11 protein-coding genes are annotated in these 13,332 nt (G+C 73.6%); 3 read left to right on the top strand and 8 right to left on the bottom strand.

The window, feature by feature from the left end:
* Positions 1-460: 460 nt before the first annotated feature.
* The 5 genes from ACNQOV_RS02825 to ACNQOV_RS02845 all read right to left on the bottom strand — a co-directional run bounded on the left by ACNQOV_RS02825 (position 461) and on the right by ACNQOV_RS02845 (position 5,968).
* Positions 461-817: a hypothetical protein gene (locus ACNQOV_RS02825; RefSeq protein WP_031261316.1), complete on the bottom strand. Its 357-nt coding sequence runs from the start codon at positions 815-817 to the stop codon at positions 461-463.
* A 2-nt stretch (positions 818-819) separates the two neighbouring features.
* Positions 820-2,223, bottom strand: coding sequence for a dihydrolipoyl dehydrogenase family protein (locus ACNQOV_RS02830; RefSeq protein ID WP_416393308.1), 1,404 nt, complete (start codon positions 2,221-2,223; stop codon positions 820-822).
* Positions 2,224-2,286: 63 nt separating this feature from the next.
* Entirely contained in the window at positions 2,287-3,108 is an 822-nt protein-coding gene (locus ACNQOV_RS02835) for an arginase family protein (protein WP_402263370.1), read from the bottom strand.
* Positions 3,109-3,154: 46 nt separating this feature from the next.
* The gene (locus ACNQOV_RS02840; protein ID WP_402263368.1) at positions 3,155-3,880 is read right to left on the bottom strand and encodes a PspA/IM30 family protein; all 726 of its coding nucleotides are present in this window, start codon (positions 3,878-3,880) and stop codon (positions 3,155-3,157) included.
* Positions 3,881-3,937: 57 nt separating this feature from the next.
* Positions 3,938-5,968 carry a TPM domain-containing protein gene (locus ACNQOV_RS02845; protein ID WP_416393309.1) on the bottom strand — a complete coding sequence of 677 codons (2,031 nt, stop codon included), beginning with the start codon at positions 5,966-5,968 and terminating at the stop codon, positions 3,938-3,940.
* Positions 5,969-6,176: 208 nt separating this feature from the next.
* Here ACNQOV_RS02845 and ACNQOV_RS02850 point away from each other — a divergent pair, with 208 nt between their 5' ends.
* Both ACNQOV_RS02850 and ACNQOV_RS02855 read left to right on the top strand, forming a co-directional pair.
* On the top strand, positions 6,177-6,380 hold the full coding sequence (locus ACNQOV_RS02850; RefSeq protein ID WP_022905704.1) for a hypothetical protein: 204 nt from the start codon (positions 6,177-6,179) through the stop codon (positions 6,378-6,380).
* Between the two features lie 23 nt (positions 6,381-6,403).
* Positions 6,404-6,967 (top strand): 4'-phosphopantetheinyl transferase family protein, encoded by a 564-nt coding sequence (locus tag ACNQOV_RS02855; RefSeq protein WP_416393311.1) that lies wholly within the window; start codon positions 6,404-6,406, stop codon positions 6,965-6,967.
* Here ACNQOV_RS02855 and map read toward each other — a convergent pair.
* Positions 6,951-7,718: a type I methionyl aminopeptidase gene (gene map, locus ACNQOV_RS02860; protein WP_416393313.1), complete on the bottom strand. Its 768-nt coding sequence runs from the start codon at positions 7,716-7,718 to the stop codon at positions 6,951-6,953. The two genes, ACNQOV_RS02855 and map, sit on opposite strands and share 17 nt — an antisense overlap.
* Before the next feature lie 45 nt (positions 7,719-7,763).
* On the opposite strand from map, the gene ACNQOV_RS02865 reads away from it, so the two are divergent.
* Positions 7,764-8,060 (top strand): helix-turn-helix domain-containing protein, encoded by a 297-nt coding sequence (locus ACNQOV_RS02865; protein WP_416393314.1) that lies wholly within the window; start codon positions 7,764-7,766, stop codon positions 8,058-8,060.
* A gap of 25 nt (positions 8,061-8,085) precedes the next feature.
* Here ACNQOV_RS02865 and ACNQOV_RS02870 read toward each other — a convergent pair whose 3' ends face one another.
* Positions 8,086-9,405 carry a M1 family metallopeptidase gene (locus ACNQOV_RS02870; RefSeq protein ID WP_416393315.1) on the bottom strand — a complete coding sequence of 440 codons (1,320 nt, stop codon included), beginning with the start codon at positions 9,403-9,405 and terminating at the stop codon, positions 8,086-8,088.
* Positions 9,402-13,328, bottom strand: a complete 3,927-nt coding sequence (locus ACNQOV_RS02875; protein ID WP_416393316.1) for a Pls/PosA family non-ribosomal peptide synthetase — start codon at positions 13,326-13,328, stop codon at positions 9,402-9,404. The genes ACNQOV_RS02870 and ACNQOV_RS02875 overlap by 4 nt, the downstream gene beginning before the upstream one ends.
* Positions 13,329-13,332: the final 4 nt, after the last annotated feature.

Consider the following 13,332-nt stretch of genomic DNA (forward strand, 5'->3'; position numbering starts at 1 on the left):
GGCGCGCGGCGCGCGCCGCGCCAGCCGGCACGACACGCGGCACGCGTGCGCCGCGCGGGCGGAACCAGCCGCTCGCCCACACAGAACGGGACGGATTTCGCCCGCTCGGGCACCGCGCGCCCCCGCGCGAGCAGGCACGACACGCCACTCGCGTCCGCCGAGCGGGCGGAACCTGCCGCTGTCCCGCGTCGAACGGGACGTATTTCGCCCGCTCGGGCCGACGCGTCCGGTGAGCAACGGACGCCGGACTGGAGGCGAAGGGCGGGCTCGCGCCGTGCCTCCCGTCCGGCCGCGCCTGCCAGCTGAGCGGGCACGACATGCCGCTCGCGTCCGCCGAGCGGGCGGGACCTGCCGCTTGCCCGCGTCGAACGGGACGTATTTCGCCCGCTCGCGGAGGCGGGGGCGGGGCGGGGGCGGGGGCGGGGGCGCGGGGCGCGGGCGCGGGCACGGCGCGGGCGCGTCAGCGGTAGTTGCCGTCCTCGAGTCCGGCCTCGATCTCGAACCGGTTCCGCAGGGGGTCCCGCCCCGCCAGCGCGTACACGAGGGGCATGAGCATCCCGTAGCGCCGCCACTGGTCGACGTGCACCCGCTCGTGCCGGAGGACCCGTTCGCCGTCGTTGTCCCGCGTCAGGTACACCGACCCCACGCAGGTGCCACCACGGCGGAAGACCCACCGCGGCAGCCCGGTGCAGACGATCAGCCCGTCGACGACCCGCACCTCCCCGGTGGACAGCGGGACGCCGACGGCGAGGCCGACCGCGGTCGCGAACGCCCACCCCGCCCGGGACACGGGGGAGTCGAGCAGGGGGTTCCGCACCGCTACTCTGGGCGGCCGTAGGTCTCGAGCAGCCGCAGCCAGATCTCGTTCATGGTCGGGTAGGCGGGGACGGCGTGCCAGAGGCGGTCGACCGGGACCTCGCCCACGACGGCGATCGTCGCGGCGTGGAGCATCTCGGCGACGTCCTGTCCGACGAAGGTCACACCGACCACGACGCCACGGTCCTCGTCGACGACCATCTTCGCGCGCCCGGTGTACCCGTCGGCCTGCAGCGAGGCGCCCGCCACGTTGCCGAGCTCGTACTCGACCGCCCGGACGTTCAGGCCCTGCTCGCGGGCCTTCGCCTCGGTCAGGCCGACGCTCGCGACCTCCGGGTCGGTGAAGGTGACCTGGGGTACCGCCGCGTGGTCGGCGGTGGCGACGTGTGCGCCCCACGGCTCGGTGTGCAGCGGGGTGCCCTGGTGCCGGGCGGCGATCGCCTCGCCGGCGGCGCGGGCCTGGTACTTGCCCTGGTGGGTGAGGAGTGCCCGGTGGTTGGCGTCGCCGACCGCGTACAGCCAGTCGGTGCCCTGCACGAGCATGGTGTCGTCGACCTGCAGCCAGTCACCGGGGGTGAGGCCGACGGTCTCCAGCCCGAGGTCCTTCGTGTGGGCCGAACGACCGGTCGCGGCGAGCACCTCGCTCGTGACGACCGTCGTCCCGTCGTCGAGCGTGGTCGTCACGAGGCCGTGCTCGTCGCGGTCGACACGCGTGGGGTTCACACCGGTGCGGACGTCGACGCCGAGCTCGCGCAGGGCGTCGGTGACGAGCTCACCCGCGAACGGCTCCATCCCGCCGAGCAGTCCGTGCCGGGCGACGAGGGTGACCTTCGACCCGAGGGAGGCCCAGGCGGTCGCGAGCTCGGAGCCGGCCACACCGCCGCCGATGACGAGCAGGCTCTCCGGGACCTCCTTCGCGCTGGTGCCCTCGCGCGTGCCCCACGGCTTCGCGTCGGCGAGACCCGGCACGTCGGGGAGCGCGTGCAGCGAGCCCGTCACGAGCGCGATGGCCGCCGCTGCCGTGTAGGTCGTGCCGTCGACCTCGAGCGTCTTCTCGCCGGTGATCCGGGCGTGGCCGCGGATCAGGTCGATGCCCGCGGACTCGAGCCACGAGACCTGGCCGTCGTCCTTCCAGTCCGAGGTGAACGAGTTCCGTCGGGCGAGCACGTGCGCGGCGTCGAGATCGCCCGTGACCGCCTGCGCGGCACCGTCGAGTCGCTTCGCCGCAGCCAGGGCGTGCCCGCTCCGCAGGAGCGCCTTCGAGGGCATGCACGCCCAGTAGGAGCACTCACCGCCGACAAGCTCGGCCTCCACCACGGCGACGCTCAGGCCGCGCTTCTTGGCGTAGTCCGCCACGTTCTCGCCGACTGCGCCGGCGCCGATCACGATGAGGTCGTAGTCCGTCATGGGGCCGAGCGTACGCGCGACGGCATGGGTCACGCCGAGCGACGTGTGCCCCGGTGGCGTCCGTCAGGCCGTCCGGGAAGCGCTCGTCAGCGCGCCCACCGCACGGAGGATCACGCCGAGGTCGTCGACCGCGCGGTCGGGGTCCACCGGCGCGAACCCGGTGAGTGCCGCGCCCGCGAGTCGTCGCCCGCGCGTGGCGGCCTGGATCCGCTCGACGAGCCCGGCGCCGTCGAGGCCGAACGGCACGGGTTCGAGCAGTCCGTCGACCTCGGACGGGTCGAGCACGTCGAGGTCGACGTGCACGAAGACCGCCCCGGCGCCGGTTGCGTCGACCGCCGCCGCGATCGCGTCCGGCGTGGCGGCGTCGACGTCGAGGTGCACGATGCCGGCGCGGTCGAGGGCGTTCGTCTCGGCGTCCTCGACACCGCGGACCCCGGCGACGACGACGGACGTCGGTGCGAGGGTGGGCAGCGCGGGGAAGAGGTCGTCCGGACGGTCGACCAGGATCCGGAGCACCGCGGTCTCGGCGGCGAGCGGCTGGGCGCGGTTCAGGGCGCGGAACCCGCTCGACCCCGCGATGCGCACGAAGGCGGTGTCGGCGCCGAGGCCGACCGTCGCGCCGAGGACGCTCGCACCGTCACCGCCGACGACGAGGACCGGTTCGCTCGCGACGGTGGTCTCCTCGGCCACCCGCTCCGCGACCGCGAGCACCGAGGTGTACCGGGCGACGGCGGTCTCGAGCCGGTCGCCGGCTCCGGCGGGGACGTCGACCACGGTGGTGGATGCGCGGGGGAGGTCGGCCGCGATCGCGGCGGCACCGTCCCCGAGGCGCATCGCACGGGACGACGCCGAACCCTGCCACTGACCGACCACGAGGAAGTGCATCGTGCCAGTCTGTCAGGCGGGGTCCGGCGTCGTTCCGAACGGTGTGTCAGAGGCTCGACGAACCGCCGGACTTCAGGGCGGCGAGGCGCGCTTCGACCTCGGCGTCCTTGCCCACGTCCTCGAGGCTCTCGAACTGGGCGTCGAGGCTCGACGACTGCAGCTCCTGCTGGCCGAGGACCTTCGCCTCTTCGCGGCGGACCTTCTCCTCGAAGCGACCGAGGTCGCTCGTCGGGTCGAGGACGTCGATGTTCCCGAGCGCGTCGTTGACCTTGGACTGCGCCTCGGCCGTCTTCGAGCGTGCGACGAGGTTGTCGCGCTTCGAGCGGAGCTCCTCGAGCTTCTGCTCCATGCCGGCGAGCCCGGCCTTGAGCTTCTCCACCGCCTCGTTCTGCGACGCGAGGTTCGGCTCGGCGTCCTTGACCTCCTGCTCGGCGGCGATCTGCTTGCCGATCGCGATCTTGGCGAGGTTGTCGAACTTGTCCGCCTCGGCCGTCTTGCCCTCGGCGCGGTACTTGTCGGCCGCGGTGGAGGCGTTGGCGGCCTTCTGCCCCCACTCGACCGCGGCCTTCTTGTCCTCTTCGTGGTCCTGCTCGAGCAGTCGGACGTTGCCGATCGTCTGCGCGATCGCCGTCTTGGCGTCGGCGATGTTGTTCGTGTAGTCCCGCACGAGCTGGTCGAGCATCTTCTGCGGATCCTCGGCGTTGTCGATGAGCTGGTTGATGTTCGCCCGGACGAGGGTCGAGATGCGACCGAAGATCGTCTGCTTTGCCATTGCTGTTCCCTTTCCTGGAATGACTGGTGTGGTGCTGTTGGTCTGTGGGTGTCCGCTCTAGAAGCGACCGCCGCCGGAGAAGCCCCCGCCGCCTCCGCCGCCCCCGCCACCGCCGAAGCCGCCGCCGCCCCCGAAGCCGCCGCCGCCCCCGAAGCCGCCCCCGCCGCCGAAGCCCCCGCCCCCGAACGAACCGCCGCCGTAGCTGCCACCGCGACCGCCGAGGAGTCCGCCGAGCACGATGCCGGTGACGAGCCCGCCGAGCTGGGCGCCGTTGCCGCCGCCACCGCCGAAGCCGCCGCCACCGCCCCAGCCGCCCATGTCGTCGTTCGCGGCGTCCATCGCCGCTGCCGCGTACTGCTCGGCCGCGCGTGCCGCCTGGAGTGCCTGTCCGGGGTCGGTCGTCGCGAGGTCGACCGCGTCGTCGAGCGCGCGTTGCGCCTCGGACAGCCGGGTCCGCGCGGTCGTCCCGACGGCGCCGCGGTGCAGCGAGATGAACTCGCGCGCCTGGCTGATCCGGTTGCGGGCGTCGCGGAGGGCGTCGTCGAGGGCACGCGCGGCACGGCGCTGCTGTTCCTCGGCTCCGCGTGCGGCGGCGATGGCCTGGTCGATGTCGGTGTTCGCCTTGGTGAGGGCGTCGACCGCGGCGATCGGGTCCTTCGGGTCGAGGCCCTGCCGCAGCACGGTCTCGGCACGGGTGACGGCGGCAGCGAGCTCCGGCCCGCCGGCCGTGAGCGTCCGAGCCGCTGCGACGTCGCCCTCGATGTCGACCCGCATCGCTTCGGCGCGTGCGGTGGCCTCGGCGAAGGTGGACTCGGCCGCGCTCGCGCTCTGTGTCAGTTGCTGCACTTGCGCGAGGGCGTGCTGGGCGTCCCTGACGGCGACCACGGCCTCGCCCTTGTCGCCCGCGGCGATCGCGGCGGTGGCGGCCTCGGAGCGTTCGGTCGCGTACGCGAGGACCTGCTGCGCCTGATCGACGCTGTCGGACACGGTCGCGAGGGTCCGGCCGGTGTACGCCCGGCGGACGCGGTCGAGCGCCGCGCCGGCCTGCTGCACCGATGCCGGGGCAGCGGCGACGTCCTGCGCCAGCTGCGCGGCGGCGTCCTCGACGCCGTCCTCGAGCGAGCGGAGCCGGTCGAACGCCTCGGTCTGTTCCTCGATCGAGGCGTGCGCCTGCTCGCAGATCGCGATGATCTGGTTCGCCCAGTCGGCGCGCTGCTGCGGGGTGTCCGGCACCTCGTCGTCGAGCTGCTGCTGGAACGTGAACGCTGTGCGGACCGCGCGCTGCGCCTGGGCGACGGCCTCGGCGAAGGGCTTCGCGGCGTCGGCGCCGAACTGGGCGGTCGCGAACCCGACCTCTTGTTCGGCGGTGCGCAGCTCGTCGTCGATCGTCACGAGTGCGCCGCCGGCGGTGCGTTCGAGGCCGGCGAGCGAGGCTTCCTGCGCCTTCGTCGCGGCGGCGGTGCGGCGCTTGTTGCGCGTCCGGATGACGAGGACCGTGACGACACCCGCGACGACCACCACGGCGAGGAGGATCCACAGCCAGGTGAGGTCCGGCGGCGCCTGTGTCGCGGCGAGGCCGTTCGCGAACGCCACGGCCGCGCCCGACCAGTCGCTCTGCTTCAGGGCCGGCACCAGGTCGTCGTCCACCGCGCTCTCGACGTCGGACTCCGAGATGCTCGTCTCGTTGGTCTGCTGGACGTCGTAGTTCCGCTCGTCCACGGCGACGGACAGCAGGATCCCGTCCGAGTCGATCTGGTTCGCGGACAGCGTCGCGGTGCCCCACGCGGTGTGGTCGGAGGGGTCGGTGAACTCCGGCACGAACACGACGTAGAGCTGGGTCTTCGTGTCCGCGTAGAGCTTCTGGACGGCGTCCTCGACCTGCGACTGCTGTGAGGAGCTGAGCACGTCGGCCTCGTCGAGCACGTACGCGCCACCCAGGTCGACCGGTGCGGTCGCGTGTGCCGTGGCTGCCGGCGCGAGCACGAGGAACCCTGCCAGGAGCGCTGCGGCGATGCGTCCGATCCGTCCCGGCGTCCCCCTGTCGGTCCTCGTCCTGCCCGTGGCCGATCCGCCCTGGACCGCTCGCATCCGTCCTCCGTCCGTCGCCGTGGTCGCCGTCCGAGCAGCCCCGGAACCGCGCCCCGGAGCGCTGTTGCCCGGAGTCTATCCACGCGGCGCAGCCCTCGGACAGACTCCGGGCGAACCCTCGTGGAACGTCTGGTCTGTGGAAGTGTTGTACCCCGAGCCGGGGTATGCTCGTGGAGCGTTCGACGACGAACGAGACAGGGGAACTGCGATGGAGCGAACAACCAGCACCGAGGTCGTCCCACTCGAGGACGGCTACCACCGCGTGTCGACCCCCGCGAGCGGGGTCATCGGCTTCGTGCGGGAGCACGACGGCCGGTACGAGGTGCTCCGCGGACGCGTGCGACAGGCGACGCGGTCCGAGGGCCTCTACAGCACCATGAACGTCGCGCTCATCGCGCTCACCCACGCCTGAACCACCCACGTAGGCTCACCTGCGTGGGTCTGCCGCTCCTCCAGTCGGTCGTCGTGACGCTCCGTGCGTCCGGTCCGCACCGTGCTGCCGACCGGGAGGCGCTGCTCGCCGCCGTCGCGTCGGCAACGGGTGTCGACGTCGCGGCCGCGCGCGCGGGGCGCGTCTGCCCGCACTGCGCCGCGACGGACCACGGCCGTCCCTGGGCCGAGGTCGACGGCTCCGCCGTCGGCGTGAGCCTCGCGCGGACCACCGGCCTCGTCGCGCTGGCTGTCGGACCACCGGGGATCGGCGTCGACCTCGAGCGCGTGTCGCGGGTCGCGGCAGCCCCGCTCGACGCGTTCACGCCCGGGGAGCTCGCGCGGTCCGGCGACGCCACCGCGCGGGCTGCCTGCTGGGCGGTGAAGGAGGCGGTCCTCAAGCGCGACGGCCGCGGACTCCGGGTCGATCCGTCGCGTGTCGAGGTCGACCTCGTCCGGGGTGCGGCGACGCTCGACGGCGCCGAGCAGTCGGTCACGGTCGTGTTCCCCGGCGAGGACCTCGTGCTCGCCGTCGCGGCGGGCGGATGCCCGGTCAGCGTGCGCGGGTGAGGACCTCGGCGCCGTCCTCGGTGATCGCCACCGTGTGCTCGGTGTGCGCGGTGCGGGCCCCGGTGGCGCTGCGGAGCGTCCAGCCGTCCGGGTCGGTCACGAGCACGTCGGTGTCCGCCATCACCCACGGCTCGAGGGCGAGGAGCAGCCCCGGGCGGAGGGTGTAGCCGCGCCCGGGTCGCCCGGTGTTCGACACGTGCGGGTCCTGGTGCATCGTCGAGCCGATGCCGTGGCCGCCGAACTCGACGTTGACCGGGTAGCCGGCGCCTTCGAGCACCGTGCCGATGGCGTGCGACAGGTCGCCCGTCCGCACTCCGGGGCCGGCGATCGCGATCGCTGCCGCGAGGGCGCGTTCCGTCGCGTCGATCAGGGCGAGGTCGGCGGGGTCCGCGGTGCCCACGACGAAGCTGATCGCCGCGTCGGCCGCGATGCCGTCGAGCGACACGGCCAGGTCGAGCGTCAGCAGGTCGCCGTCCTCGAGCGTCCGGTCGTGCGGGAGTCCGTGCAGGACGGCGTCGTTGACCGCGGTGCAGACGTGGTGGCCGAAGTGCCCGCGGCCGAACGACGGGGCGTAGTCGACGTAGCAGGACCGGGCGCCGGCGTCCTCGATCATCGCCTTCGTCCACCGGTCGATCTCGAGCAGGTTCGTGCCCACGCGCGTGCGGTCGCGCAGGGTCTGCAGGATCGTGCCGACGAGGGCTCCGGTGGCGCGGGCACGGTCGACCTCGGCCGGGGTGAGGATCTCGATCACGGGATGATCATACCGGTACTCTCTGGCCGGTATTAGAGTAGGGGGATGGTCCGTCTCCCGCTCAGCCCCGACGAGGTCGCCCGTGGTCGGCGGCTCGGAGCCCTGCTCCGCCGTGCACGCGGGGAGCGCTCGATGCTCGAGACCGCGCTGCGGGCCGGGATCTCGCCGGAGACGCTGCGGAAGATCGAGACCGGCCGCATCGCGACGCCGGCGTTCTCGACGATCGCGTCCGTCGCCGGGGTCGTCGGGCTGTCCCTCGACGCGGTGTGGGCCGAGGCGAACCGTACCCCGGGGACGGCCGACGTCGGCGGCGCTCCGGACCTGGTCGAGACCGCGAGCTGACGCACGCGATGTCGCCGACCGATCCCTAGAGCGCGGGGACGGTGGGCTCCTCGAGCCAGGGTGCCGTCACGTCCCGGACCGCGTCGACGTCGGTCCCGGCCGCGTCGGCGAACGCGGCGTGCACGTCCGCCGGGGTGACCGAGCCGTGCCGGTGTCGCTCGGTGATCGTCCGGAGCCCGGCGAAGAAGGCGTCGTCGCCGACCGATCGCCGCACGGCGTGCAGGGCCAGCGCCCCGCGCTTGTAGACCCGGTCGTCGAACATGTCCTTCGGGCCCGGGTCGGCCACGACGAGGTCCTCGGGCTGCTCGAGGAGCCCGTCACGGTACGTCGACGCCAGGGTGTCCGCCGTCGCGCCGCCGCGGTGCTCCGACCAGAGCCACTCGGCGTAGCAGGCGAAGCCCTCGTGCAGCCAGATGTCCTGCCAGCGGGTGACCGTGACGGAGTTGCCGAACCACTGGTGCGCGAGCTCGTGCGCGATCAAGCGGTCGGTGCCGTGCTCGCCGTCGACGTGGTTCCGGCCGAAGACCGCCAGGCCGTGCGCCTCGAGCGGGATCTCGAGCTCGTCGTCGGTCACCACGACGCCGTACGACGCGAACGGGTACGGCCCGAACCGGTCGGTGTACAGGGCGAGCATGTCCGGCACCCGTCCGAAGTCGGTCTTCGCGGCAGTGGCGAGGTCGGCGGGGTGGTGCAGCGTGACGGGGGTGTCCGAGCCACGGAGCCTCGTCGTGCGGTAGCGCCCGATCTGCACCGTCGCCAGGTACGTCGCCATCGGCTCGGTCGTGGCGTACGTCCACGTCGTGCCGGCGCGGGCGCGCTCCTTGCCGAGCAGCTCCCCGTTCGCGACGACGTCGTAGGCGGCCTCGGCGGTGATCTCGAACCGGTAGGTGGCCTTGTCGTCCGGGCGGTCGTTGCACGGGAACCACGACGGGGCACCGGTCGGCTGCGCGGCGACGATGACGCCGTCGGTCAGCTCCTCCCAACCGATCTGGCCCCACGGGCTGCGGAGCGGGTGCGGTGTGCCGCGGTACCGCACGTGGACGGTGAACTCCGTGCCGGCGGCGGCGGGCTCGGCCGGGGTCACGGTGAGCTTGTGCGTCGCGGTCGTGTGCTTCTTCGCCCGTTTGCCGTCGACGTCCACCCGGTCGACCGTCATGCCGTGCAGGTCGAGGACGATGCGGTCGAGGTCCTCGTGCGCACGGCCGGTGATCGTCGCGGTGGCGTCGAGGCGGTTCGTCGCGACGCGGTACTCCAGTCGGAGCTCGTAGTGGTGGGCGCTCCACCGTCGGTCGCCGCTGTGCGGGGTGTACGGGTCGGCGTCTGGGTTCGTCGAGGCGGGCTTCACGGTGCCGTCGAGTCTGCCACGGCGACGTGCTCGACGGACGACCGCGCCGGCACCCGCGGCGCCGATGTCCACGGAGCGATCGGGTTCCCCGACCAGTGGGTCCCACCGGGCACCTGCTCCCCGCGCATCACGAGCGAGGCCGGCCCCACGGTCGCCCCCGGCCCGATGCCCGCCGCCGGCAGCACCACGCTGTGCGGACCGAGCGTCGCGCCCGGGTCGAGGCGGACCTCGTCGAGCTGCATCACCCGGTCGTGGAACAGGTGCGTCTGCACGACCGTGCCCCGCGCGACGGCCGCACCGGACCCGATCGTCACGAGGTCGGCCTCCGGCAACCAGTACGTCTCGATCCAGGTGCCGCGGCCGATGGTCGCTCCGAGACTGCGGAGCCACGCCGCGAGGGCCGGCGTCCCCGTGGCCTGCTCGGCGAACCACGGACGCGCCACCGTCTCGACGAACGTGTCCTGCACCTCGTTCCGCCACACGAACGACGACCACAGCGGGTGCTCGCGGGCGGCGATCCGGCCGACGAAGGACCACTTCGCGATCGTCGACACCACCGCCGCGACGGCACCGGCGACGATGAGCACCGGCCCGGCGAGCAGCACCGTCCACCCGATGCCCACGGCCGTCCAGAGCGCGAGGAGCGTGCCGACGACCCCGAGCGCGATCCCCGCGGACACCATCGGGGCGACCAGACGCAGGAGTTCCCAGCAGCCGCGCGCGACCTTGAGGGACCGCGGCGGCCGGAACGTGCGCTCCTCGTCGAACTCCGCCGTGGCGCGCCGGAGCCGCACCGGGGGAGAGCCGAGCCACGACGATCCGCGCTTCGCCTTCTTCGGGACGGCGGACAGCACCGCCACCAGCGCCTCGCGAGGCACCGACCGACCGGCACCCGTCATCCCGCTGTTGCCGAGGAACGCCCGACGCCCCACCTTCGACCGGCCGATCCGCACCCGACCACCACCGAGCTCGTACGTCGCCACCATCGTGTCGTCGGCGAGGAACGCCCCGGACGCGATCTGCGTGAGCGCCGGGATGAGCAGGACCGTCGAGATCTCGGTGTTCCGCCCCACCCGGGCCCCGAGCAGTCGGAGCCACAGCGGGGTCACGAGCGACGCGTACACCGGGAACAGCAGCGTCCGCGCGCCGTCGAGGATCCGTTCGGTCGTCCACACCTGCCACCCGATCCGGGAACGGACCGGGTGCCGACCCTCGTGCAGACCGATGCCGAGCAACCGCACCGCGGCCACCACCAGGCCCGCGTACACGACACCCGCGACCACGGTCCCGAGCGGCACCCACGCCAGCGCGCGCAGCACGGCGTCCCCGAGCGAGTCCGCGCGACCGACGAGCAGCCACACCAGCACCACCCCCGCGGCCGCACCGACCACCGGCAACCCGGCCACGGCCAGGGACCCGGCCCCGTACGCCAGCAGCCACCGGCGTCGCGACGGCGGCCGCGCCTCCCGGTCGTGCCGAGCCGACCCGACGCGCTCCGCCGGCGACCCCGCCCACCGTTCCCCGTCCGGCACCCGGTCCGCGACCGCGGACCCCGCCTCGACCTCGGCACCCACCCCGACGTGCGCACCCGGCAGCAGCGTCGTCCGGCTGTGCACCACCGCGTCCGCGTCGATCCGGACCCGGCCCAGCCGGAACACGTCTCCGTCGACCCAGTGCCCGGCCAGGTCCACCTCCGGCTCCACCGACGCACGCTTGCCGATCGTCAACATGCCGGTGACCGGCGGCAACGCGTGCAGGTCGACGTCCCGACCGATCGACGCACCCAGCGCCCGCGCGTAGTAACTGATCCACGGCGCACCCGCGGTCGACGGGCCGTCCACCGCCTCGGCGATCCGCTCCGCCAACCACACCCGCACGTGCACCTGACCACCCCGGGGATGGTCACCCGGTCGGACCCCCGCGAGCACCAGCCGGACCAGGACGACCGTCACGGCCATCTTCCCCGCCGGCGTCACGAACAGCACCAGGGCCACGACGAGCACCGGCCACGGCACCACCGGGACGAACGGCAGGGTCGTCGCGTGCAGCACCGCCGCGACCAACGCCGTCCACGTCAGCACCCGCAGCCCGCGGAGCACCTGCAGCGGCACCCCCAGCAGCGTCATCGCGAACCCCGTCACCGGAGGGACCGGTCGGACGTCACGCGGGACGGAGACCACCGGACCCGAATCGTCCAGCGCATCCGCCAACGCCCCGATCCTCGGGTGGTCGTACACGTCCGCCACCGTCGTCGTCGGGAAGCGCTCACGGATCGCCGACACCAGCTGCGCCGCCGTCAGGGACCCGCCGCCGTGCGCGAAGAAGTCGTCGTCGACGCTCCCCACCGGCACCCCCAGGATCGCCGACCACCGCTCGGCGATCCACGCCACCGTGTCCGGCAGCAGCGCCGCGTCCGACGACCCCGGCAACGGCCACGGGAGCGCAGCCCGGTCCACCTTGCCCGAGGTCCGCGTCGGCAACGAGTCCACCACCGCCAGCAGGGGGACCAGCGCCGCCGGGAGCTCCGCCCGCAACCGCGCGTTCGCCGCCGCCACGTCCACCGGGACACCCGCCGCCGGCGCCACGTACCCGACCAGCACCTGGTTGCCCGCGGGCGTCCGCTGCACCACCGCGGCACCACCGGCCACGTCCGGGAGCGCCTGCAACGCCGCATCGATCTCGCCCAGCTCGATCCGACGACCACCGAGCTTCACCTGGTCGTCCGCACGACCCTGGAACACCAGCCCCTCGGGCTCGTACCGCACCAGGTCACCGCTCCGGTACGCCCGCTCCCACCCGAGCTCCGGGAACGGCGCGTACTTCTCGGCGTCCTTCGCCGGGTCCAGGTACCGCCCCAACCCGACACCGCCGATCACGAGCTCCCCGACCTCGCCGGGCGCGACACGGGCCCCCGCCGCGTCCACCACCGCCAGGTCCCAGCCGTCGAGCGGCAACCCGATCCGGACCGGCGTGCTCCCGTCCAGCAACGACCCGCACGCCACCACCGTCGCCTCGGTCGGCCCGTACGTGTTCCAGACCTCCCGGTGGCGGCTCGCGATCCGCGCCGCGAGCTCCGGCGGACACGCCTCACCCCCGAAGATCACCAGCCGCACCTGCTCCAGCGCGTCGTCCGGCCACAGCGCCGCGAGCGTCGGCACCGTCGACACCACCGTGATCCCGTGCGCGATCAGCCACGGACCGAGGTCCACCCCCGTCCGCACCAGTGACCGGGGCGCCGGAACCAGAGCGGCACCGTGCCCCCACGCCAGCCACATCTCCTCGCACGACGCGTCGAACGCCACGCTCAGCCCCGCCAGCACCCGGTCGCCCGGACCGATCGGCGCCGCCTGCAGGAACATCCGCGCCTCGGCGTCCACGAACGCCGCAGCACTGCGGTGGGTGACTGCCACGCCCTTCGGCACACCCGTGGACCCGGACGTGAAGATGATCCACGCATCGTCGTCCTCGTGGGGGAGTGCGGCGCTCGCCGCGGGGTCCGTCACGGGCAGTTCGCCACCGTCGCGGTCGCGCAGGACGCCGCCGGCTCCGATGACGCCCACGACGTCGGCCTCGCCGAACACCAGGGTCGCGCGTTCCTCGGGATCGTCGGCGTCGACGGGCACGTACGCGGCGCCGGCGGCGAGCACCGCGAGGATCGACACGTACAGGTCGCGTCCACCGGAGGGGATCCGCACGCCGACCCGGTCACCCCGTCGGACCCCGCGTCGGGCGAGATCGTCGGCCTGCTCGTGCACCCGCCGGACGAGCGTCGCGTAGTCGAGGGTGCCGGCCGGGTCCTCGAGCGCGGTGGCGTCGGGGTGCTCGGCGGCGGTCGCGGTGAGGACGTCGAGCAACGTCCGTGGTGCCGGTGCACGGTCGCCGCGGGCGAGTTCGTGCTGCGGGTTCCCGGTGGCTGCGGTCATCGAG

Source organism: Curtobacterium sp. LFS084, from assembly GCF_047977705.1.
GTDB lineage: Bacteria > Actinomycetota > Actinomycetes > Actinomycetales > Microbacteriaceae > Curtobacterium.